Origin of the sequence: Streptomyces sp. NPDC049040 (genome assembly GCF_043197715.1) — a bacterium.
Classification (GTDB): Bacteria; Actinomycetota; Actinomycetes; order Streptomycetales; family Streptomycetaceae; genus Actinacidiphila.
In genome coordinates this window covers 685,635-708,224 of the sequence record NZ_JBICTO010000002.1, presented here as the reverse complement: position 1 = coordinate 708,224, position 22,590 = coordinate 685,635, and the positions used below count along the sequence as shown (strand labels likewise).

The 22,590-nt window shown below is 73.1% G+C and carries 20 protein-coding genes; 13 read left to right on the top strand and 7 right to left on the bottom strand.

What is annotated here, in order from left to right:
* Positions 1-123: 123 nt before the first annotated feature.
* The 7 genes from ACGFMP_RS08050 (at position 124) to ACGFMP_RS08020 (ending at position 7,650) form a co-directional block, all read left to right on the top strand.
* Positions 124-2,517, top strand: a complete 2,394-nt coding sequence (locus tag ACGFMP_RS08050; protein WP_393671030.1) for an ATP-binding cassette domain-containing protein — start codon at positions 124-126, stop codon at positions 2,515-2,517.
* 267 nt (positions 2,518-2,784) lie between these two features.
* Complete coding sequence (gene panB, locus ACGFMP_RS08045; protein ID WP_393671028.1) at positions 2,785-3,681, top strand: 3-methyl-2-oxobutanoate hydroxymethyltransferase; 897 nt, start codon at positions 2,785-2,787, stop codon at positions 3,679-3,681.
* 155 nt (positions 3,682-3,836) lie between these two features.
* On the top strand, positions 3,837-4,373 hold the full coding sequence (locus ACGFMP_RS08040; RefSeq protein WP_393671027.1) for a hypothetical protein: 537 nt from the start codon (positions 3,837-3,839) through the stop codon (positions 4,371-4,373).
* On the top strand, positions 4,373-4,981 hold the full coding sequence (locus ACGFMP_RS08035; protein ID WP_393671026.1) for a sigma-70 family RNA polymerase sigma factor: 609 nt from the start codon (positions 4,373-4,375) through the stop codon (positions 4,979-4,981). The genes ACGFMP_RS08040 and ACGFMP_RS08035 overlap by 1 nt, the downstream gene beginning before the upstream one ends.
* Positions 4,978-5,661: an anti-sigma factor family protein gene (locus tag ACGFMP_RS08030; RefSeq protein WP_393671025.1), complete on the top strand. Its 684-nt coding sequence runs from the start codon at positions 4,978-4,980 to the stop codon at positions 5,659-5,661. The genes ACGFMP_RS08035 and ACGFMP_RS08030 overlap by 4 nt, the downstream gene beginning before the upstream one ends.
* A gap of 136 nt (positions 5,662-5,797) precedes the next feature.
* Positions 5,798-6,820: an ATP-binding cassette domain-containing protein gene (locus tag ACGFMP_RS08025; RefSeq protein ID WP_393671024.1), complete on the top strand. Its 1,023-nt coding sequence runs from the start codon at positions 5,798-5,800 to the stop codon at positions 6,818-6,820.
* Positions 6,817-7,650: an ABC transporter permease gene (locus tag ACGFMP_RS08020; protein WP_393671023.1), complete on the top strand. Its 834-nt coding sequence runs from the start codon at positions 6,817-6,819 to the stop codon at positions 7,648-7,650. The genes ACGFMP_RS08025 and ACGFMP_RS08020 overlap by 4 nt, the downstream gene beginning before the upstream one ends.
* 22 nt (positions 7,651-7,672) lie before the next feature.
* Here the strand turns inward: ACGFMP_RS08020 and ACGFMP_RS08015 are convergent, their stop codons facing one another.
* Positions 7,673-11,074, bottom strand: coding sequence for a BTAD domain-containing putative transcriptional regulator (locus ACGFMP_RS08015; protein WP_393671021.1), 3,402 nt, complete (start codon positions 11,072-11,074; stop codon positions 7,673-7,675).
* A gap of 125 nt (positions 11,075-11,199) precedes the next feature.
* Here ACGFMP_RS08015 and ACGFMP_RS08010 point away from each other — a divergent pair, with 125 nt between their 5' ends.
* Positions 11,200-11,985: a site-2 protease family protein gene (locus ACGFMP_RS08010; protein ID WP_393671019.1), complete on the top strand. Its 786-nt coding sequence runs from the start codon at positions 11,200-11,202 to the stop codon at positions 11,983-11,985.
* A 33-nt stretch (positions 11,986-12,018) separates the two neighbouring features.
* On the opposite strand, the gene ACGFMP_RS08005 is transcribed toward ACGFMP_RS08010, so the two are convergent.
* Positions 12,019-12,198: a hypothetical protein gene (locus ACGFMP_RS08005; protein WP_393671017.1), complete on the bottom strand. Its 180-nt coding sequence runs from the start codon at positions 12,196-12,198 to the stop codon at positions 12,019-12,021.
* 137 nt (positions 12,199-12,335) lie between these two features.
* On the opposite strand from ACGFMP_RS08005, the gene ACGFMP_RS08000 reads away from it, so the two are divergent.
* Positions 12,336-13,295 carry an NADP-dependent oxidoreductase gene (locus tag ACGFMP_RS08000; RefSeq protein WP_393671016.1) on the top strand — a complete coding sequence of 320 codons (960 nt, stop codon included), beginning with the start codon at positions 12,336-12,338 and terminating at the stop codon, positions 13,293-13,295.
* A gap of 336 nt (positions 13,296-13,631) precedes the next feature.
* Here ACGFMP_RS08000 and npdG read toward each other — a convergent pair whose 3' ends face one another.
* The 3 genes from npdG to ACGFMP_RS07985 form a co-directional block, all read right to left on the bottom strand.
* Entirely contained in the window at positions 13,632-14,348 is a 717-nt protein-coding gene (npdG, locus tag ACGFMP_RS07995) for an NADPH-dependent F420 reductase (protein ID WP_393671015.1), read from the bottom strand.
* Between the two features lie 81 nt (positions 14,349-14,429).
* The gene (ddaH, locus tag ACGFMP_RS07990; RefSeq protein ID WP_393671014.1) at positions 14,430-15,299 is read right to left on the bottom strand and encodes a dimethylargininase; all 870 of its coding nucleotides are present in this window, start codon (positions 15,297-15,299) and stop codon (positions 14,430-14,432) included.
* A gap of 696 nt (positions 15,300-15,995) precedes the next feature.
* Positions 15,996-16,649, bottom strand: coding sequence for a heme oxygenase (biliverdin-producing) (locus ACGFMP_RS07985; RefSeq protein WP_393671013.1), 654 nt, complete (start codon positions 16,647-16,649; stop codon positions 15,996-15,998).
* 217 nt (positions 16,650-16,866) lie between these two features.
* On the opposite strand from ACGFMP_RS07985, the gene ACGFMP_RS07980 reads away from it, so the two are divergent.
* Positions 16,867-17,583 carry a bifunctional DNA primase/polymerase gene (locus ACGFMP_RS07980; protein WP_393671012.1) on the top strand — a complete coding sequence of 239 codons (717 nt, stop codon included), beginning with the start codon at positions 16,867-16,869 and terminating at the stop codon, positions 17,581-17,583.
* A 16-nt stretch (positions 17,584-17,599) separates the two neighbouring features.
* On the opposite strand, the gene ACGFMP_RS07975 is transcribed toward ACGFMP_RS07980, so the two are convergent.
* Positions 17,600-18,565, bottom strand: a complete 966-nt coding sequence (locus ACGFMP_RS07975) for a hypothetical protein (protein WP_393671011.1) — start codon at positions 18,563-18,565, stop codon at positions 17,600-17,602.
* Between the two features lie 66 nt (positions 18,566-18,631).
* Entirely contained in the window at positions 18,632-19,489 is an 858-nt protein-coding gene (gene map / locus ACGFMP_RS07970; RefSeq protein ID WP_393671010.1) for a type I methionyl aminopeptidase, read from the bottom strand.
* 77 nt (positions 19,490-19,566) lie between these two features.
* On the opposite strand from map, the gene ACGFMP_RS07965 reads away from it, so the two are divergent.
* The 3 genes from ACGFMP_RS07965 (at position 19,567) to corA (ending at position 22,549) form a co-directional block, all read left to right on the top strand.
* Positions 19,567-19,779: a hypothetical protein gene (locus ACGFMP_RS07965; RefSeq protein ID WP_393671009.1), complete on the top strand. Its 213-nt coding sequence runs from the start codon at positions 19,567-19,569 to the stop codon at positions 19,777-19,779.
* Positions 19,780-19,898: 119 nt separating this feature from the next.
* Entirely contained in the window at positions 19,899-21,440 is a 1,542-nt protein-coding gene (locus ACGFMP_RS07960) for a phytoene desaturase family protein (RefSeq protein WP_393671008.1), read from the top strand.
* Positions 21,437-22,549 carry a magnesium/cobalt transporter CorA gene (gene corA / locus ACGFMP_RS07955; protein ID WP_393671006.1) on the top strand — a complete coding sequence of 371 codons (1,113 nt, stop codon included), beginning with the start codon at positions 21,437-21,439 and terminating at the stop codon, positions 22,547-22,549. Before ACGFMP_RS07960 ends, corA begins: the two co-directional genes overlap by 4 nt.
* Positions 22,550-22,590 lie beyond the last annotated feature (41 nt).

Sequence of the window (22,590 nt, the reverse complement as noted above, 5' to 3'; positions counted from 1 at the left end):
GTCCGGGTAAAACCGGCCGCCGGGGAGGTCCGTCAGGAATCGAGAAGCACCGGCCGCCCGCCGCCCGTAGCGTGGCACCATGGCCGACCCCGCCGAGGCGGTCCGCACAATGAGGGAGACACGATGAGCACGGCCACGAGGACGGACCCGAAGCCGGCGGCGCCGGAGGGCGCCGACAGCCACGACGTGATCCGCGTGCACGGCGCCCGCGTGAACAACCTCAGGGACGTCAGCGTCGAGATCCCCAAGCGCCGCCTCACCGTCTTCACCGGGGTCTCAGGCTCGGGCAAGAGCTCCCTGGTCTTCGGCACGGTCGCCGCGGAGTCCCAGCGGCTGATCAACGAGACCTACAGCGCCTTCGTCCAGGGCTTCATGCCGACGCAGGCCAGGCCGGACGTCGACGTGCTGGAAGGCCTGACGACCGCGATCATCGTCGACCAGCAGCGGATGGGAGCCGACCCGCGCTCCACGGTCGGCACCGCCACCGACGCCAACGCCATGCTGCGGATCCTCTTCAGCCGGCTCGGGCAGCCGCACATCGGCCCGCCGAGCGCCTACGCCTTCAACGTCCCCTCGGTCAGCGCGAGCGGCGCGATCACCGTCGAGCGCGGCGACAGGAAGGCGGTGAAGGCCACCTTCAACCGCACCGGCGGCATGTGCCCGCGCTGCGAGGGCCGCGGCACGGTCTCCGACATCGACCTGACCCAGCTCTACGACGACTCCAAGTCGATCGCCGAGGGCGCGCTGACCATCCCCGGCTGGACCAAGGACAGCTTCTGGACCGTAAGGGTGTACGCCGAGTCCGGCTTCCTCGACCCGGACAAGCCGATCCGCAAGTACACCAAGAAGGAGATGCACGACTTCCTGCACAAGGAGCCGACCAAGGTCAAGGTCGAGGGCGTCAACCTCACCTACGAGGGGCTGATCCCCAAGATCCAGAAGTCGATGCTGTCCAAGGACAAGGACGCGCTCCAGCCGCACATCAGGGCCTTCGTCGAGCGGGCGGTCACCTTCACCACCTGCCCCGGGTGCGACGGCACCCGGCTCAGCGAGGGCGCCAGGTCGTCGAAGATCGGGAAGGTCGGCATCGCCGAGGCTTGCGCGATGCAGATCAGCGACCTCGCACAGTGGGTCGGCGGTCTCGACGAGCCCTCGGTCGCCCCGCTGCTCGCGTCGCTGCGCGACAGCCTGGACTCCTTCGTGGAGATCGGCCTCGGCTACCTCTCGCTCGACCGCCCGGCCGGCACGCTGTCGGGCGGCGAGGCGCAGCGGGTCAAGATGGTCCGCCACCTCGGCTCGCCGCTCACCGACGTCACCTACGTCTTCGACGAGCCCACCATCGGGCTGCACCCGCACGACATCCAGCGGATGAACGACCTGCTGCTGCGGCTGCGGGACAAGGGCAACACGGTGCTGGTGGTGGAGCACAAGCCGGAGACGATCGTCATCGCCGACCATGTGGTCGACCTCGGCCCCGGCGCCGGTGCGGCCGGCGGCACCGTCTGCTTCGAGGGCACCGTCGAGGGCCTGCGGTCCTGCGGCACCGTCACGGGGCGCCACCTGGACGACCGGGCCGGCCTGAAGAAGGCGGTACGCGAGCCCACCGGCGTCCTGGAGGTCCGCGGCGCGTCGGCGCACAACCTGCGCGACGTCGACGTCGACATCCCGCTCGGGGTGCTCACCGTCGTCACCGGCGTCGCGGGTTCCGGCAAGAGCTCGCTCGTGCACGGGTCGATCCCGGCCGACGCCGGCGTGGTGTCGGTCGACCAGGCGCCGATCCGCGGCTCGCGGCGCAGCAACCCGGCGACGTACACCGGGCTGCTCGACCCGATCCGCAAGGCGTTCGCCAAGGCCAACGGCGTGAAGCCGGCCCTCTTCAGCGCCAACTCCGAGGGCGCCTGCCCCACCTGCAACGGCATCGGCGTCGTCTACACCGACCTGGCGATGATGGCCGGCGTCGCCAGCGTGTGCGAGGAGTGCGAGGGGAAGCGGTTCCAGGCCTCGGTTCTCGAATACCGCCTCGGCGGACGCGACATCAGCGAGGTGCTCGCGATGTCGGTGGCACAGGCGGAGGAGTTCTTCGGCGCCGGCGACGCGCGGACGCCGGCGGCGCACACCGTGCTGGCCAGGCTCGCCGACGTGGGCCTCGGCTACCTCGGCCTCGGCCAGCCGCTCACCACGCTGTCCGGCGGCGAGCGGCAGCGCCTCAAGCTGGCCACCCACCTGGGTGACAAGGGCGGCGTCTACGTCCTGGACGAGCCGACCACCGGCCTGCACCTCGCGGACGTCGAGCAGCTCCTCGCCCTGCTCGACCGCATCGTCGACTCCGGCAAGTCCGTCATCGTCGTGGAGCACCACCAGGCGGTCATGGCCCACGCCGACTGGATCATCGACCTCGGCCCCGGCGCGGGCCACGACGGCGGCCGCGTCGTCTTCGAGGGCACCCCCGCCGACCTCACCGCCGCCGGCACCCTCACCGGCCGGCACCTCGCCGCCTACACCGGTTCCGCGACGTAGCCGGCCTTCCGGCGCCCACCGCTGCCCCGCGTCCTCCCCGGTGACGCGCCCGAGTCCCCCCGACGGCGCACAGCGACGGCGCCGTGGACCACCCGGACGGCCTAGGCGCCGCTCCGGCCACCGGCCCGCCGCCCGGTGGCCGGAGCGCGGACCGTGCCGTACCGCACAGCGCTCCTCCCCTTTGCGCGGTAGGCGAGCCGTGTCAGCATGGAGGGGATCCGGGGACGCCGTCAGGGCGCCTCGAGATGACATGAGGGAGCTGTCACCATGACGCAACTTCCGGCTGCCCAGGAGACGCCCGCGGGCAGCGACAAGACCACCGGCAAGGGCACCGACAACCCCAAGGCGCTCTACGGCGGCACCGGCACCCGCAGGGTCACCGTGCGCGACCTGGCGCTGGCCAAGGAGCGGGGCGAGCGGTGGCCCATGCTCACCGCGTACGACGCGATGACCGCCTCGGTCTTCGACGAGGCCGGGATCCCGGTGCTGCTGGTCGGCGACTCGATGGGGAACTGCCACCTCGGCTTCGACAGCACGGTGCCGGTCACGATGGACCACATGACGATGCTGGCCGCGGCGGTCGTCCGCGGTACGAGCCGGGCGCTGGTCGTCGGCGACCTGACCTTCGGCTCGTACCAGGAAGGCCCGGTCCAGGCACTGCGCAGCGCCACCCGGCTGGTCAAGGAGGCCGGGGTCGGCGCGGTGAAGCTGGAGGGCGGCGAGCGGTCGCTGCCGCAGACCGAGACGATCGTGCAGGCCGGCATCCCGGTGATGGCGCACCTCGGGCTGACCCCGCAGTCGGTGAACACGCTCGGCCACCGGGTGCAGGGCCGCGGCGAGGAGGCGGCGCACGTCCTGATCAGGGACGCGAAGGCGGCGCAGGACGCCGGTGCCTTCGCGGTGGTGCTCGAACTGGTGCCGGCCGAGGTGGCGGCCGAGGTCACCCGCTCGCTGCACATCCCGGTGATCGGCATCGGGGCGGGCCCCGACACCGACGCGCAGGTGCTGGTGTGGACCGACATGGTGGGCCTGACCGGCGGGAAGGTGCCGCGCTTCACCAAGCAGTACCTGAACCTGCGGCAGACCCTCGGCGACGCGGCGAAGGCGTACGCGGAAGAGGTCGTCGGCGGGGCCTTCCCCGCCGAGGAGCACACCTTCCACTGACTGCGGCCCGGCGCCGGCTGCGGCGGCAGTCCTGACACTTCGGCGTTTTTCCGAAAGTGCCGTGGTTTCTTTTGAGACAACCTGCCGCCGGGTCCGTATGTGCCGGTGAGCCCCGCCCTCCAGACGGCGGCCACCGGCACACACGGGAAGTCACGATGACCCTCACCACTCGCCGCGGTGCGCTCACCGCGAGCGTCCTCACAGCAGGCCTGCTCCTCGCCGTCTCCGGGTGCGGCGCCTCCGGCTCCTCGGACTCCGCGGGCTCCTCCTCGGCCTCGTCCTCCTCCGGCAGCTCCGCCGGCGGCGCGGGGACCGTGCACACCGTGACCGACGCCACACTCGGCAGCATTCTGGTGAACGGCAAGGGCTTCACGCTCTACCGCTTCGACAAGGACACGGACAACCCGCCCGCCTCGCACTGCGCAGGCACCTGCGCGGCGCTGTGGCCGGCCGCACCGGCCGCCGACGCCGCGTCGGTCAAGGGCGTCGACCCCGCTCTCGTCGGCAGCATCACCGGGGCGGGCGGCGTGAAACAGCTCACCATCGGCGGGTGGCCGATGTACACGTACTCCGCCGACAGCAAGGCCGGAGACACCGGCGGCCAGGGCGTCATGGGCATCTGGTGGGCGGTGACACCCACCGGTGGCAAGGCCGCCGCGACCGCGCCGGCCTCTGGCTCCGACGGCTACTGATGTCCCGGCAGGCTGCACGCGAACTCGACCGGGCGCGCCGGGTAGGGCAGGATGCGCCCGTGGAAGGACCACCACCCGGACCTTCGGGGCCTGCGGGCTCGGCCCCGGAGGAGGAGCTGATGCGGGCGCTGTACCGCGAGCACGCGGGCGCGCTCTACGCCTACGTACTCCGGCTCGTCGCCGGCGACCGCTTCCTGGCCGAGGACGTCGTGCAGGAGACCCTGCTGCGGGCGTGGAAGAGCGCGTCCCGGCTCGACCCTGCCGCCAGGTCGCTGCGGCCCTGGCTGGTCACGGTGGCCCGGCGCATCGTCATCGACGGCCACCGCAGCCGCCAGGCCCGCCCGCCGGAGACGTCGCCCGCGGGGCTGGACCAACTGCCCGCCAATGACGAGATGGAACGCTCGCTGCGGCTGATGACCATCTCGGACGCGCTCCAGGACCTGTCGGACGCGCACCGGGAGGCCCTGATCGAGACGTACTTCCGCGGCCGGACCGTCAACGAGGCCGCACAGGAGCTGGGACTGCCGGCCGGGACCGTGCGGTCCCGGGTGTTCTACGCGCTGCGCGCCCTGCGGAACGCGCTGGAGGAGAGAGGGGTGACCTCATGAACCCGCACATGGACGTGGGCGCCTATCTGCTCGGCGCGCTGGACGACGACGAGATGGCGCGGTTCGAGGCGCACCTCGTGGAGTGCGAGCTGTGCGGGCAGGAGCTGGACGAGCTCAGCGGTGTGGTGCCGGTACTCGAAGAGCTGCGGGCCGACGGTCTCGGCGTCGCGGAGCTGCCCAGCGGCGACGCCATGCTCGAACGGCTGCTCGCGCAGGTCGCGGGCGAGCGCCGGGCGCACCGCCGGCGCCGGCTGGTCTCGGTCGCCGCAGCCGCGGTCCTGGTCGTCGGCGGTCCCGCGGTCGCCGTGCTGGCCGCACAGGACAACGGCGGCGGCTCCCCCGCCGCGGTCCAGAGTTTCGGCTCCGACCAGCACCGGGCCTCCAACCCGGCGACCGGTGTCTCGGCCGTCGTCGCGGTCACCGACAAGGGATGGGGCAGTGCGGTCGACCTCCGGCTCACCGGCGTGCACGGCCCATTGACCTGCAGTCTCATCGCGTTCGGCGGCGACGGCAGCTCTCAGACGGTGGCCACCTGGTCCGTGCCCTCCGCCGGCTACGGCACCGACACGCAGCCCGCGCCCCTCACCGTCCACGGCGCGGCGGGCCTGCACGCCTCCGGCATCACCCACTTCGACGTCCGCACCGACACCGGGGCCCTCCTGGTCACCGTCCCGACCTGACCCCGCCCCTCCCGACCTGGCACCGCACCGCTCCGACGTCGCCTGAGCGGTCCGGGGACGGCCCCGACACCGGACCGATACGGGCTGTCGGTGGGATGTCGGTGCCGTGTCGGGAGGGCAGGGCATCGTTGGGGACATGACGACGCGACCGAAGGAAAAAGGCGCCGCCGTCGAGGTACGGGGGCTGGTCAAGCACTACGGCCAGACCAAGGCACTCGACGGGGTCGACCTCGATGTACGGCAGGGGACGGTGCTCGGGGTGCTCGGGCCCAACGGGGCCGGGAAGACCACCCTGGTCAGGGTGCTCTCCACACTGGTCAAGCCCGACGCGGGCACCGCGAGGGTGGCCGGCTACGACGTGCTCAGGCAGCCGCGGCAGCTGCGCCGGGTGATCGGCCTCACCGGGCAGTACGCCTCGGTGGACGAGAAGCTGTCCGGCCGGGAGAACCTCTACATGATCGGTCGGCTGCTCGACCTGCCGAGCAGGGAGGCCAAGTCCCGGGCGGACGAGCTGCTCGAGCGGTTCTCGCTGACCGAGGCGGCCAAGCGGCCCGCGATGCAGTATTCGGGCGGCATGCGCCGCCGGCTCGACCTCGCGGCGAGCATGATCGGGCACCCCGCGGTGCTGTATCTGGACGAGCCGACCACAGGGCTCGACCCGCGGACCCGCAACGAGGTGTGGGAAGAGGTCCAGCGGATGGTCGCGGAAGGCGCGACCGTACTGCTCACCACGCAGTACATGGAGGAGGCCGAGCAGCTGGCCGGCGAGCTGACGGTCATCGACCGCGGCAAGGTGATCGCCAACGGCAAGGTGGCGGAGCTCAAGGCGAAGGTCGGCGGCCGGACGCTGCAGATCGCGCCCTCGGACCCGGCGATGCTCGGCGCGATGGCCGCGGCCGTCGGCGAGGCGGGCCTCGACGGGATCGCCGGGGTACGGACCGACCCGGCGGCGGGCACGGTCCTGGTGCCGATCCTCACCGACGAGCAGCTGACCGCGGTGGTGGGCCTGCTGGCGGCACGCGGCTTCGGCATCGCCCACATCGGCACCCATCTGCCCAGCCTGGACGAGGTGTTCCTGGCGATCACCGGCAAGAAGGCCGCCCCGCAGACCGCGGCGGAGCCCGCGCTCGCGGACGACAAGGAAGAGGTGACGGTATGACCACGGCCACGGCCGCCTTCGACCGGCCGGCCAAGGCCATCACGGCCGACGAGGGCCGGATCGGGCTGCGGGCGAACCTGCGGCACATCGGCGCCCTGGCCCGGCGCAACATGCTCCAGATCAAGCAGGACCCGGAGTCGATGTTCGACGTCCTGCTGATGCCGATCATCTTCACCCTGCTGTTCGTCTACGTCTTCGGCGGCGCCGTCTCCGGCAAGGGCAACCAGCAGGAGTACGTGAACTACGTGGTGCCCGGCCTGATGGCGATGATGGGCATGAACATCGCGATGGCCGTCGGCACCGGCATCAACGACGACTTCAAGAAGGGGGTCATGGACCGGTTCCGTACGATGCCCATCGCACGGTCCTCGGTACTGATCGCCAAGATCGTCGTCGAGCTGGGCCGCATGATGATCGCCACCGTGATCCTGCTGGGCGTGGGGTTCGCGCTCGGCCTGACCGTCCACACCGATGTGCTGCACCTGCTCGGGGCCGTCGCCCTGGCGGCCGTCTTCGGCGCCTCGCTGATGTGGATCTTCATCCTGCTGGGTCTGACCATGAAAACGCCGCAGGCGGTTCAGGGGGTCGCCATGCTCGTGCTGATGCCGTTGCAGTTCGGCAGCTCGATCTTCGCCAAGCCCACCACGATGCCGGGCTGGCTCGAGGGATTCACCAAGGTCAATCCGCTGTCCAACCTGGCGGACGCGGCCCGCGCGTTGATCAACGGCGGCCCCGTGGCCCACTCGGTGTGGATCACGCTGGCCTGGGCGGTGGGCATCACCGCGGTGACCGCACCGCTCGCGGTGGCGCGCTTCCGCAAGAAGACCTGACGGGCGCCGCGCCCGGCGGCTCTCAGACCACGTCGCGCATCAGGGCGACGGCCTCGTCCGCATCGAGGCCGTCGCCTTCCGCATACGCGGCGGCGTAGCCCTCCTCCCCCAGGACACGCAGCAACCGGTCCTTGGAGCGGGCCAGTTCGAGGGCCTCCGAGGGCGGCACCACTGACGGGCGGAGCCGGTCGTGGGCGTTGGAGAGGATCGCGGCCCGGCGCGCGCGGGCCTCGGCGACCGGGGAGGAGGCGCCCTGCTCGGCCAGCACCCCGAGCAGCTCGATGGTGCCGGGCGTGAGCAGGATGCCGAGCCGCGGGGTGATCACGTGGGCCAGCGGGTGCGCGGCCAGCACCCCGACGCCCTCCTCCATGAGGGCCAGGCCCGCCTCGGGTTCGCCGAGCGTGCCGACCAGATAGCCCTTCAGGCCCATCAGCATGCCGACGACGAAGCCGGGCTGGCCGACGGCGGCCTCGCTGTCCAGCATCGTCTCCTCGACCAGCGCCAGCGCCTCGGCGGCCTTCCCTGTGTGGCTGAGCGCACCGGCGAGCAGGATCCTGCCGTAGAAGCCGGCGCCGTCGCTGTCGTGGCCGAAGCGCCCGGCGTCGTCCACGCCCTCCCAGAGCTTGCGCATGCCCTCCTCGACCCGGCCGGCGTTGACCAGCGAGTCGCCGAGCCTGACGGTGAGGACCGGGACCCGCTGGTGGGAGCCGATCTTGCGGGCCAGCTCGATGCCCTGGACGCAGCACTCGGCGGCGTGCGCCCAGTCGCCGGCGTTGCTCGCTGCCTCGGCCTCCGCCGACAGCGTCTCCGCCATGCCCCACTCGTCGCCGAGCCGCTCGAAGATCCGGCGGCTCTCGCCGACGTCGAGGAGCGAGTCCGCGATGCGCTCGATGACGTCGTTGTTGACCTTCGCCCGAAGTTGCAGCGCGAACGCCAGCTCCCAGTCGCGGTGGTGGCGGCGGCAGGCGTCCACGGTCTCGTCGACCAGGACGGGCAGCTGGTCGAACCGGCCGGTGAAGAAGGCGCCGTAGGGCCGCAGGATGCCGGGTACGCGTGCCGACTGCGGGAGGTGCGGCGGGTAGTTGGCGATCATGGACTCGCCCAGGCCGGCCATGCTCGGCTCCGTCCACCACTCCGTGTCGTTCTCGTTGGCGGCCAGCTGGATCACCCGCACCCAGCGGCGGGCCTCGATCAGCTGCTCGGGGCTGAGCGGCGGCGGGTCCTCCAGCGGCCCGCGCTCGATCGGCTCGGTGATCGGCGGCCCGCCGAAGGGGTCCTCGCCGAGCTCGCTGACCTGCTTGGGCCAGTAGCGCCGCTCGGAGGCGTAGTTGCGCACCTCCCAGAACCAGGCGCAGCCCAGCACCAGCAGCAGCGCCTCCTCCTCGTCCCCGCCGTCCACCGCCCGGCGCAGTGCGGCCCGCAGGTTCTCGTGCTCGCGCTCCAGCCGCTCGAACCAGACCAGCTGGCCCGCCTTCCGCAGCAACGGGTCCGCGATGCGGGCGTATTCGCGGAAGTACGTCATGTGCCGCCGCTCGACCGCGGCCCGCTCGCCCGACTCGTCCAGCCGCTCGGCGGCGTATTCGGAGATGGTCTCCAGCATCCGGTAGCGGTCGCTGTCCGCGGTCAGTTCGGCGAGGACCAGCGACTTGTCGACCAGGGAGGCCAGCAGGGCGGCGACGTCGGGGGCGTCGATCGGCGACGGCCGCCCCGGCCGGCCAGGGGCCGCGGGATCCTCGGCGGGCAGGTCCGTGCAGATCGCCTCGACCGCTTCGAGGGTCCAGCCGCCGCGGAAGACCGCGAGCCGGCGCAGCAGGGTGCGCTCCGGCGGGTCGAGCAGGTCCCAGGACCAGTCGACCACGGCCCGCAGGGTCTGCTGCCGGGGCAGCAGCGTGCGGCTGCCGCCGGTGAGCAGCCGGAAGCGGTCGTCGAGCCGGTCGGCGAGCCCGCGCGGGGACAGGCTGCGCAGCCGGGCCGCGGCCAGCTCGATCGCCAGCGGCAGCCCGTCGAGCCGGTGGCACAGCTCGGCGCAGGCAGCCGGGTCGTCGTCCACCGAGAAGCCGGGGCGGGCGGCGGCTCCCCTGTCGGCCAGCAGCCGCAGCGCGGTGGGTTCCGGCAGCGGGTCGAGCGGGCGCACCAACTCCCCGGGTACGCCGAGCGGTTCACGGCTGGTGGCCAGCACCGCCAGGCCGGGGCAGTCGGCGAGCAGCCGCTCGGCCAGCGTGGCCGCCGCGTCGATCACGTGCTCGCAGTTGTCCAGCACGAGCAATATCTCGCGAGGCGCGAGGTGGTCGGCGAGCCGGCGCAGCGGGTCCTTCGCCTTGGTCTCGACGGCGATCGCCGTCTCCGCCGCGCCGCCGTGCAACTGGGTGTCACGCAGCCCGAGCGAGCTGATCACGGCCTCGGGGAGGGTGCGGGGATCGCTGACCGGGGCGAGTTCGGCATACCAGACGCCGTCCGGCCAGCGCCCGGCGACCAGGTCGCCCGCCTCCTGCGACAGGCGGGTCTTGCCGGTGCCGCCTGGGCCGGTGATCGTCACCAGCCGGGCCCGCGACAAGTCGGCCCCCACCGCCGCGATCTCGGCCTCCCGGCCGACGAAACTGGTCAGCCGGGCACGCGCGTTGCCCCCCGGCCTGCCGGTGCCGCCGCCGGGCCGCGGGCGGGTGACGGCCCGTCCGTCCGGGTGGTCGCGGTGGTCCCGGCGGTCCTCGGGATTGAGCAGTTCGGCGTGCAGCGACCGCAGTTCAGGGCTCGGGTCGGCCCCGAGCCCGTCGGCCAGTGCCCGGCGCACCGACTCGTAAGCCGCCAGCGCGTCCGCGGTGCGGCCGGCCGCGCGCAGCGCGCGGATGTACAGCGCGTGCAGCGGCTCGTCCAGCGGGTGGTCGGCGGCCAGGCCCGCCAGCTCGGGCAACACGTGGGCGGCCCGGCCGAGTTCGAGCTCCGCGGTCAGCCGCAGCCGCCGGGTGTCCAGCCGCAGGGCCTCGCTGCGCACCGCCGCGGTACCGCGGTCCGGCAGGTCGGCGAGCGCGGGGCCGCGCCACAGCGCGAGCGCGTCCGCGAGCAGCCCCGAGGCCTTCACCGGGTCGGCGTCGGCCAGCGCCCGCGCGCCCTCGTCGGCGAGCCGCTCGAAACGGTAGAGGTCGACGTCGTCGTGCGCGGCCGCCAGCCGGTAGCCGCCCTCGACCGAGCCGACCGCGTCGTGCCCCACCGCCCTGCGCAGCCGCCCGACCAGGGCCTGGAGCGCCCCGGTGGCCCCGGCCGGCGGGTCACCGTCCCACACCTCGTCGATCAGCACGTCCGCGGTGACCACCCGGCCGGGCCGCAGCGCGAGCGCCGTGAGCAGCGCACGGAGCCGGCCGCCCGCGAGGGCGACCGGCTCCCCGTCGTCCCGCAGGGCCTGGGTGGTGCCGAGGATCGTGTATCGCACCGCACCATTCTTGCGGAGTCGCCTCGGCGGCGGCGACCAGCCGGCCGCCCCGCATGGGATGATCGGGCGCCCGGGGCGCCGACGTCCCCCGGGGCACGTCACCGTCCGGAAGCTGGAGCACTCTCATGAGCGTCACGCCGATTCGTCAGGCCCGCGGCAGCGGTGCGCGCGGGGTCAGCCCCGTCTTCCTCGGCATCGCGGCGGTCATGGCCGTGTCCGGGTGGGCGGTGTGGAGCGGGTTCGCCTCCGACGCGGGCTTCGCGGTCTTCCTCTTCGTCGTGTCCGGCTGGGTCGTCTCGCTGTGCCTGCACGAGTACGCCCACGCCAGGACCGCCCTGCACAGCGGCGACATCACCGTCGGCGACAAGGGCTACCTCACCCTCAACCCGCTGAAGTACGCCAACGCCGCGCTGTCGATCATCCTGCCGGTGATCTTCGTGATCATGGGCGGCATCGGGCTGCCAGGTGGCGCCGTCTTCATCGAGCGGGGCCGCATCCACGGCCGGTGGCGGCACAGCATGATCTCGGCCGCGGGCCCGCTGACGAACGTGCTGTTCGCCGTCCTGCTGATGCTGCCCTTCACCATGGGCGCGCTCGACAGCTGGCCGCAGACGTTCCTGGTCGCGCTCGGCTTCCTGGCGTTCCTCCAGGTCAGCGCGGCCTTCCTCAACCTGCTGCCGATCCCGGGCCTGGACGGCTACGGCATCTGGGAGCCGTGGCTGCCCTACAGCGTCCGCCGCCAGGCGGAGGTCTTCGCGCCCTTCGGCCTGATCGCCACCTTCGGGGTGCTCTACATCCCCGCGGTCAACGAGAAGTTCTTCGAGGGCGTCTACCACGTGATGGGCTGGTTCAAGGTGCCGGGCGTGGCCGTGGACTACGGCTACTGGCTCTTCCGCTTCTGGAAGCACTGACCCCCGGAGGCAGGATCCGCGGCCGCCGGGACCTCAGGCGGCGCTTCCGGACTCCGCCCGGGCCTTGCGGCGGTAATACCACCACATGTTGCTCGACGCGCCCGCGAGCAGCACCCACACCACGCCGAGCCAGTTGCCGTTGACGAAGGACACGACCGCGGCGGCGACGGCGAGCACGCAGACGACGAGTGCGTAGAGGGCGAGGCGGGGCATGGGGTGGACGGCTCCTGTCCGTGCGCGTACGGCTGGCTGCGCCCATTGTCCCCCATGGGCCACGGCGGGGAGGCGGGCGGCCCGCGGAGCCGGTTGACTGGACACGACAGCGCCACCGGATCGGAAAGGACGTCCCTGTGGACACCACCATGCACGCGGTACGCGGCCACCGGCGCGGCGGGCCCGAGGTACTGGTGTACGAGGTCGCCCCGCGCCCCGTGCCAGGCGACGGCGAGGTGCTGGTCGAGGTGCGGTCGGCGTCGATCACCCCGGACGAGCTGACCTGGGACGCCACCTGGACCGACCGCCTGGACCCCGGCGGGGAGCCGAGGCTGCCGGCGATCCCGGCGAAGGAGGTGTCGGGGGTGGTCGTCGCGGCCGGGCCCGGCGCCGACCGCGAGGGGGACCCCGCGGTGGGCGACAAGGTCTTCGGGCTGATCCCCTTCAACCGGGACGGCGCCGCCGCCGAGTTCACCGCGGTGCCGGCCGCGGCGCTGGCCCCGAAACCGGCGGGCCTGGGCTTCGACGAGGCCGCCGCCCTCACCCTGGCGGGGCTGACCGCGTGGCAGGGCCTGGTGCGGCACGGCGGCCTGCGCGAGGGCGGCCGGGTCCTGGTGCACGGTGCCGCGGGCGGCGTCGGCTCGCTTGCCGTGCAGATCGCGGTGGCGCTCGGCGCCGAGGTGATCGGCACCGCGGGCGCCGACCACCTGGACTTCGTCCGCGGACTGGGCGCCGCCCGCGCCCTCGACTACCGGGCGGAGCGCTTCGAGGACGTGGTCGACGAGGTGGACGTGGTCTTCGACACCGCGGGCGGCGACACGCAGCAGCGCTCCTGGCAGGTGCTACGGAACAGCGGGGTCCTGGTGAGCATCGTGTCCCCGCCGCAGCGCGAGGGCGGGGACGGCCACGGGCCGCGCGGGGCGTTCTTCGTGGTCGAGCCGGACCGCGACGGCCTGGTCGAACTCACCCGGCTGGTCGACGCCGGGCGGTTGACCGTGCCGGTCGACCAGGTGGTGCCGCTGTCCGGCGCGGCAGCCGCGTATGCCGCGCTGGAGAAGCGGGGCCGCCGCGGCAAGGTCGTCCTGCGCGTCGCCTGAGCCCGGCACCGAACCGGCACCGCGGCACGCGCGCACCCGGGCGCACCTGCCGCCGCGGCGTCGGATCACACCCCGAACGCACCCGCACGGGCCGTCCGCGGGCACCAGGCCTGCGCGGGCCCGCCGCGGCAAGGTCGTCCTGCGCGTCGCCTGAGCCCGGCACCGAACCGGCACCGCGGCCCGCGCACGGGGGTTGCACCTGCCGCCGCGGCGCCGGATCACACCCCGAACGCACCCGCACGGGCCTGTCCGCGGGCACCAGGCCTGCGCGGGGCCGCGCAGGCCTGGTGCCGCCCCGGCACGGGACCCCGTGGCGGGCGGGCCCGCCACGGGGGCTCAGACGTCGGTCAGGCGCAGGCCCGCGTGGGCCTTGTAGCGGCGGTTGACCGAGATCAGGTTGGCCACCAGGGACTCGACCTGGTGGGCGTTGCGCAGGCGGCCGGCGAAGATGCCGCGCATGCCGGGGATGCGGGCGGCAAGCGCCTGCACGATGTCGGTGTCGGCGCGGACCTCGCCGAGCACCATCACGTCGGTGTCGATCTTCTCGATCTCCGGGTTGGTCAGCAGCACCGCCGACAGGTGGTGGAAGGCGGCCGTGACCCGGGAGTCGGGCAGCAGCGCGGCGGCCTGCTGGGCGGCGCTGCCCTCGTCGGGCGTGAGGGCGTACGCGCCCTGCTTGTCGAAACCGAGCGGGTTGACGCAGTCGACGATGAGCTTCCCCGCCAGCTCCGTGCGCAGCGACTCCAGGGTCTTGGCGTGGCCCTCCCACGGCACGGCGACGATCACCACGTCGCTGCGCCGCGCGCACTCGGCGTTGTCCGCGCCTTCGACGCCGAGGCCGAGCTCCGCGGCGGCGCCCCGCGCCCGCTCGGCGTCGCGCGAGCCGATGATCACCTGCTGGCCGGCCCTGGCCAGCCGGTAGGCCAGGCCGCGGCCCTGGTCGCCGGTGCCGCCGAGTACCCCGACCACCAGGCCCGACACGTCGGGCAGCTCCCGGGGGTCCTTGACCGGGGCCTTGGCAGGGGCGGTCTTGCTGTCGTCAGCGTTAGTCATGACGGCGATCCTGCCAGGTGCGGGGCGGTACGGCGCCGGGTGCCCCGCCCGGGTGGCGGGGATCACCCGGCGCGGCGGGTGTCAGGCCCGCGGGGCGGGCCGCAGCTCCATCGTGCAGCACTTGACGCTGCCGCCCGCCTTGTGGAGTTCCGACATGTCGACGCCGACCGGCGCGTAACCGCGGTCCCGCAGCGGCCCGATGAGCCCGGTCGCCTCCCGCGGCAGCAGGACGTTCAGCCCGTCGCTGACGGCGTTGAGCCCGAGGACGGCCGCGTCCTCGGCCGAGGCGAGCAGCGCGCCGGGGAAGAGCCGGGCGAGGACGGCCCTGGAGCCCGGCGAGAAGGCGCCGGGGTAGTACATGATCTCGTCGGCGCCGTCGTCCAGCACGGCCAGCGCGGTGTCGAGGTGGTAGTAGCGCGGGTCGGTCAGTTCCAGGCTGATCACCGGCCGTCCGAAGAACTCCTGCGCCTCGTCGTGCGCGAGCGGGCTGCTGCGGAAGCCCTGGCCGGCGAGCAGCCAGGACGAGGTGACGGCGAAGTCCCCCTCGGCCTCGTTGACGTGCTCGGGCTCCCGTACGTCCGCGAAGCCGGCCGCGCGCGATCTGAACCAGGCGAGGTGCGCCGGGGCCTCGGCGGCCCGCTCGGGGTTGGCGAACCGCGCGCCGAGCACCCGGCCGTCCACGACGGTGGCGCCGTTGGCCGCGAAGACCATGTCGGGCAGACCCGCGACGGGGTCCAGGATCTCGACGGTGTGGCCGAGGGTGCGGTAGCGGTCGCGCAGGTCCTCCCACTGGAAGAGCGCGAGGGCCGGGTCCACCGGTTTGTCGGGGTCCATCCACGGGTTGATGGAGTAGGCCACACGGAAGTGCGCCGGGGGGCACATCAGATACCGGCGGGGTGTCGCAGTGCGCAATGAGGGCTCCTCGTGGTGGTGAGTGTGCCTGGGGTGCACAGTGCCGTCCCGCGCCGGACGGTCGGCCCGGCGGGGGAACGTACTTAGGAGGATTGTGCGCCTGGTCGGGCTTTTCGAGGCCTGACTTCGCGCAGAAGCCGCGGATTGCCGCAGATGTTGCGGCCGTTCCGGCCATGACGGCCGTGTCATGGCGCCCGAGCGGGCGGCTCGTCGACCGCCCCGCAGGCAGGACGGGCGGCAGGACCGGCGGCCCCCCGGCGGCAGGACCGGCGGGCGGCCCGCGGGCAGGACCCGCGGGCAGGACCCGCGGGCGGCCCGGCGGAAGGACCGGCGACCGCCCCGCAGGCAGGACCGGGGGCAGGACCGGCGGGCGGACCGGCGGAAGGACCGGCGACCGCCCCGCGGGCAGGACCGGCGGCAGGACCGGCGGGCGGACCAAGGGCAGGACCGGCGGGCGGACCAAGGGCAGGACGGGCGGGCCCTCCGGCGGAAGGACCGGCGCGCCCGCGTCCCGGCAGCCGCGGGCGGTGCCTGGTCAGGCGCCGCCGGCCGCCCGCCGCGGCCGCGGCGTGAACCCCGCGCCCTTCGGCTCACCCGTCGTATACGTTTCCCGGGAAAACGGCCTGCCCGCGCCCGCCCGCGCCCGCTCACGCGCAGTCGCGCCGCCGACCGCCGCCGACCGCCGTCCCGGGCGGCACCGCGGCGCTCGGCCCGCCAGGACCGGCCGCCCCGGGCTCAGGCGGTGCGCGGGAAGGCCTCGCCCAGCGCAGCGAAAAGCGCGCTGTTCAGCGCGAACGCGACCCGGCACTCCTCCACCACCCGCTGCCGTTCCAGGTCGTCCACCGGCAGCTCGTCCAGCAGCTTGCGGTAGTCCCGCTTGAAGGCGGCCGGGTTGGCGATGTCCTCGAAGACGTAGAAGCGGACGCCGTCCCCTTTGTGCGGCAGGCCCCACGTCTTCTCCGCGATGCCGCGGATCACCTGGCCGCCGGAAAGGTCACCCAGATAGCGGGTGTAGTGGTGCGCGACGTAGCCGGCGGGCCAGCCGGCCGCGGTCTCGGTGATCCGGGCGGCGTAGCGGGCGGTGGCGGGCAGCGGTGACGCCCGCTGCCGCCAGTCCTCGCCGAGCAGGTGCCCGAGGTCGCGTTCCAGCGCGGCCACTCTGAGCAGCTCGGGCTGGACGAACGGCCCTGCCACCGGGTCCTCGGCGAGTCCTGCGGCCCCCTCCTCCAGCGCCCGGTAGACGAACCACAGCTGCTCGGTGTACCGGGCGTATGCAGCGACGCCGAGCCGGCCGCCGAGCATGTCGGCCATGAAGGCGGAATTCTCCGCCTCGGTGTGCTGCTGCCTGCTCGCGGCACGGATGACGGCGGAAAAGGGCTCGGCGGGCATGGGGCCTCCGGTTCGTGGCGGGCGGACCGCTGGTCGACGGCCCGATCCTGGCAACTTAGGCATACCTAAGTCAATGGCTTGCCGACATGCCGTCGGGAACGCCTTCCGGGGGAACACTTCCACCCCGGGTGGGTGTTCATTCCCGGCAAGAGGGAGGATGTCCTCCACCAGCCGCGTACCGTGGACACCGCGGGACGGGGGCGAGGGAAGGAGCTCGATGGCAGGCAAGAGCAGGTTGTCCGAGTGGGTGCGCCGCCGCACGGAGGGCACTTCTGCTGCCGCCCGGGCAGCGGAGCCGGACCTGCGCCGGGACCCTCTGGTCAAGGCCGCCGCCATCGCGGGCTTCCCGGTCGCGCCCGCCGCGCACCCGGCCAACTTCGGCTGTTCCTGCGAGCGCATCGGCTGTCCGATCCCCGCCGTCCACCCGGTCTCGCTCGCCTGGCAGACGCAGGCCAGCACCGACCGGGACAAGCTCGACCACTGGCTGCGCACCGACCCGCTGGCCAACTTCGTCACCGCCACCGGCATCGCCCACGACGTCCTGGACGTCCCCGCCGAGGCCGGCAGGCTCGCCATCGAACGGCTGATCGCCGACGGCGCCACGCTCGGCCCGGTCGCCGCCCGCGCCGACCGGCTGCTGTTCTTCACCGAGACCCGCGGCAATCCGGCGGACGAGGACGAGTGGTGGCCCTGCGAGCTGGACAGCCACCCCGAGACCGCCGACGAGCACCCCGGTATCCGCTGGCACTCCCGCGGCAGCTACGTGCTCCTGCCGCCTTCCCGGCTGCCCTCGGGCCACACCGTCGAGTGGCTGCCCCAGCACGGTCCCGACCTGCCGCTGCCCGACCCGCTGCCGGTGCTCGACGTGCTGTCCGACGCCTGCGCCCAGTTCTCCTACGAGCCGGAGCGCGAACCGGCCACCTGGCTGCGCTGACCCGCTGCCCTCGGTCCTACTCGCCCTTGGCCGAGACCAGGCCGACGACCCGGCTGAGGAAGACCACCTTGCCGCCGCCTGCCGCCGGGACGGTGGCCGCCTCGTCGCCGAGGCGGGTGAGGGTGACCGACGTGCGCGGGGTGCCCGTCATGAGGGCCTTGGTGTCCGCGTCCATCGCGAGTTTGTAGCCGGTCCTGAAGGTGGCCCTCGACTGGTGGTGCGACGCGAAGAAGACGAGCGCCCCGCCGTCGGCCGTCCGCAGCGCGACGGGCGTGAGGTCGCCGCCGGAGGCGGCCTGGTCGACGTACTGGGTGACCGAGTTCGCGGTCTTGGCGTGGGCGTTGCGGTCGCTGCGCAGCTGCGAGGTGGACGGCCCCTCGGCGAAGACGTCGCTCGCGCCGCTGCCGCCGAGGTAAGCAGCGTACTCGGCGCTCAACTTGCCCGGCTGCACCAGCAGGTCGGTGCCGGCGATGCCCAGGGCGATCGGGTGGCCGGCCTTGTCACGGGCGAATTCCGGTAGGTCCGCGGTGGCGATCGACGCGACGTACGACGCCTTCCACGGCAGGCCGGCGGCTGACCGCCGGAAGACCAGCAGCCAACGCGCCCCGGTGGCGCGGTTGGTGGCGGTGTCGGCGACGAAGTACTTCGGCCAGCCGACCTGCCGGGGTATCAGGTACCGCGAGTCGGAGAAGACCAGCGGCCGGTAACCGGGGTTGCCTGCCGGGTTGTTGGTGTGTTTGGCGCGCAGACCTGCCTCGTCGGTCGTGCCGAGCGCGCCCGACTCGACCGCGGTGACGCCCTTGGCGTCGTACGTCCTGCCGATCCGGTTGTTGACCGCGGCGAAGTTCGCCAGCACCCGGGCGGCCTCGCCCTCGCCCACCGAGGGGATGTTCTCCCGCTCGCCGTGCACCGTCATGCAGCCGGCCAGCGGCAGCGTCAGCGCGATGGCGGCGGCCCCGAGGCACAACCTGCGGCGGTACATGGCGCGTCGGCTCCTCAACAAGTCATCCGCACAATCGCCGCCACCCTACCCGCCGCGGCCCGGCTCTCACGGCAGGGTCAGGATCTCCGCACCGTCGTCGGTGACGACCAGGGTGTGCTCGAACTGGGCCGTCCGCTTGCGGTCCTTGGTGACGACCGTCCAGCCGTCGTCCCACACGTCGTACTCGTGGGTGCCGAGGGTCAGCATCGGCTCGATCGTGAAGGTCATGCCGGGACGCATCACGGTGGTCGCCCGCGGGTCGTCGTAGTGCGGGATGATCAGGCCCGAGTGGAAGGACGTGTTGATGCCGTGGCCGGTGAAGTCCCGGACCACGCCGTAGCCGAAGCGCTTCGCGTAGGACTCGATGACCCGGCCGATCACGTTGATCTGCCGGCCGGGCCTGACCGCCTTGATGGCCCGCGCCAGCGACTCCCTGGTGCGCTCCACCAGCAGCTGCGACTCCTCGTCGACCTCGCCGACGAGGTAGGTGGCATTGCAGTCGCCGTGCACGCCGTGGATGAACGCGGTCACGTCGAGGTTCACGATGTCGCCGTCGCGCAGCACCGTGGAGTCGGGGATGCCGTGGCAGATGACCTCGTTGAGCGAGGTGCACAGCGACTTCGGGAAGCCGCGGTAGCCAAGGTCGGACGGGTACGCGTCGTGGGCGATCATGTACTCGTGCGCGATCCGGTCCAGCTCGTCGGTGGTCACCCCGGGCGCCACGGCCTTCGCCGCCTCCGCCATCGCCTGCGCGGCGATCCGCGACGCGACCCGCATCCGGCCCACGGTCTCCGCGTCCTGCACTTCGGGGCCCGTGTAGGGCGCCGGTCCTGGCTTCCCCACGTATTCGGGGCGCGGGATCGAGGCAGGCACCTGCCGTACGGGGGAGAGCTTGCCGGGGACGAGCAGCGACTGACCAGACATACCGACGAGTGTATCGGCGCACGATCGGGCAGGCTGGCCGCATGGGGCTCCGCCCGGCGCGACGACAGGAGAGGCAGATGGCAGTCTTCCGAGTGAAGAAGCCGGCAGGCAAGCCGGGCGAGTGGTTCTACTGCATCGAGCACAAGCGGGCCGAGGAGGGCCCGGACTGCCCGTCCAAGAACCGCTTCGGGCCTTACGCCTCCAAGGCGGAGGCGGAACACGCGATGGAGCGGGCGGCGGAGCGCAATCTCGAATGGGACACCGACCCCCGCTGGGACGACAAGTCCTGACCGCCCTTCCGGCCCCGGGACCCGCCTGCGCACCGGGGCCGTCCGCCGGTGCGGTGCACGGCACCTGACGGCGCGGGCTGGTCCACCGTGATCCGCCGGACAGGCCCTATGGTGCTCGGATGGCATACGACGTGGTCGTGGTGGGCGGCGGGCACAACGGGCTGGTGGCGGCGGCCTACCTGGCCAGGGCCGGCCGCACCGTACTGGTGGTCGAGCGGCTCGGCGCGGTCGGCGGCGCCGCCGTGTCGACCCGGGCGTTCGACGGGCTCGACGCCCGGCTGTCGCGGTATTCGTACCTGGTCAGCCTCCTGCCCAGGAAGATCGTCGACGACCTGGGCCTGGACTTCGCGGTCCGGCGGCGCCGGATCTCCTCGTACACGCCCTACGGGGACGCCGGGCTGCTGGTCGACGCGCAGGATCCGGCGAGGACCCGCGACGGCTTCGCACGGCTGACCGGGTCCGACCGGGAGTACGAGGCCTGGGAGCGCTTCTACGCGATGACCGGCCGGGTGGCGCGGGCCGTCTTCCCGACGCTCACCCGGCCGCTGCCGAGCCGGGCGGAACTGGAGCGCCGGGTGGGCGACACCGAGGCCTGGTCGGCGCTTTTCGAGCGGCCTCTCGGCGAGACCGTGGAAGCGGCCTTCGCCGACGACGTCGTGCGCGGCATCGTGCTGACGGACGCGCTGATCGGCACCTTCACCCACGCGCACGACCCGTCGCTGCGGCAGAACCGCTGCTTCCTCTACCACGTGATCGGCGGCGGCACCGGCGACTGGGACGTGCCGGTCGGCGGCATGGGCGCGTTCACCGACGCGCTGGCGGACGCGGCATGGGCGGCCGGCGCGGAGATCGCCACCGGCACCGAGGTGACCGGTCTCGCGGCCGACGGGGTACGGGCGGAGCTGACCTTGGCGGACGGCCGCATCGTCGGGGCACGGGACGTCCTGGTCAACGCCTCCCCCTACACGCTGGCCGGCCTGCTCGGCGAGCAGCGGCCCGAGCCGGCTCCCGAGGGCGCCCAGCTCAAGGTCAACATGCTGCTGCGCCGCCTGCCGCGGCTGCGGGACGGCTGGGTGGACCCGCGGGAGGCCTTCGCCGGGACCTTCCACGTCGCCGAGGGCTACGACGGGCTCCAGGCGGCGTACGAGCAGGCCGCGGCCGGCCAGGTGCCGGACGCGCCGCCGTCGGAGATCTACTGCCACAGCCTGACCGACCCGTCGATCCTGTCCCCGGAACTGGCCGGCCGCGGCACGCACACCCTCACGCTGTTCGGCCTGCACGCGCCCGCGCGGCTCTTCGCGGCCGACCCCGCGGGTGCCAAGGAGGCGCTGCTGCGGGCCACCCTGGCGCAGCTTGACGCGGTGCTCGCCGAGCCGCTGGAGAACTGCCTGGCGCTGGACGCGCGGGGGCGGCCCTGCATCGAGGCGAAGTCGCCGCAGGACCTGGAGCACGAGGTGGGGCTGCCCGGCGGGCACATCTTCCACCGCGACCTGTCGTGGCCGTACGCGGGGGACGAGGTGAAGGACACCACAGGCAGGTGGGGCGTGGGCACCTCGTATGCGAACGTCTACCTGTGCGGCGCGGGCGCGGTCCGCGGCGGCGGGGTCAGTGGTGTCCCCGGGCACAACGCGGCGATGGCGGTACTGGAGAAAGCACGATGAAGCAGCACAGGACCACGGCGGTGGCCAGGCGGGCGATCGGCCGGCAGTGGCGGCGCGGCGGCCGGTGGCACACCCTGGAGAGCGCGGAGGGCGTGCCCGAGCAGCGCCGCTGCACAGCGGACGTCGTGGTGGACTGCGCGGTGTACGAGGAAGGCTGCCGGACGGCGTCGCTGCCGCCGCAGCAGGCGCTCGACGAGGCACGCAAGCGGGGCGGCTTCGCGTGGATCGGGCTGCACCAGCCGGAGGCCGAGCACCTGGCGGAGATCGCCGAGGTCTTCGGGCTGCACCCGCTGGCGGTCGAGGACGCGGTGCAGGCGCACCAGCGGCCGAAGCTGGAGCGCTACGGCGACACGCTCTTCCTGGTGCTCAAGACGATCGTCTTCGTGGAGCACGAGAAGCTGACCGCGACCAGCGAGGTCGTCGACACCGGCGAGCTGATGATCTTCCTCGGTCCTGACTTCGTGGTCGTCGTCCGGCACGGCAGCGCTCCCGGCCTCGCCCGGGTGCGCTCGGCCCTGGAGGCCAGGCCCGACATGCTCAGGCACGGCCCCGCCGCGGTGCTGCACGCCATCGCCGACCAGGTCACCGACGACTTCCTGGACGTCGCGGACGCGGTCGAACTCGACGTGGACACCCTGGAGTCCGACGTCTTCTCCACCGCCCACGGCGACGACGCGGAGCGGATCTACCAGCTCAAGCGGGAGCTCATCGAGTTCAAGCACGCCGTCTACCCCACGACCCGCCCGCTGGAGCGGCTGACGGAGGGCGCGGACGGGCTGATCGGCACGGAGATGCGGCGCTACTTCCGTGACGTGTCGGACCACCTGTCGCATGTGAAGGAGCGGCTGACGGCGTACAGCGAGCTGGTGGACGGCCTGCTGGCGGCGAATCTCAGCCAACTCGCCGTGCAGCAGAACGTCGACATGCGGCGGATCAGCGCCGCCGCGGCGATCCTGGCGATCCCGACGATGATCGCCGGCTTCTACGGCATGAACTTCCGCCACATGCCTGAGCTGGGCTGGAGGTTCGGCTACCCCTTGATGGTGGGCGTGACGGCGGTGCTGTCCGCGGTGGTCTACCGCGCCTTCCGCCGTATCGGCTGGCTCTGAAGGCCGTACCGCGATCCGGCTGCCGCGCGGCCGCGACTGCT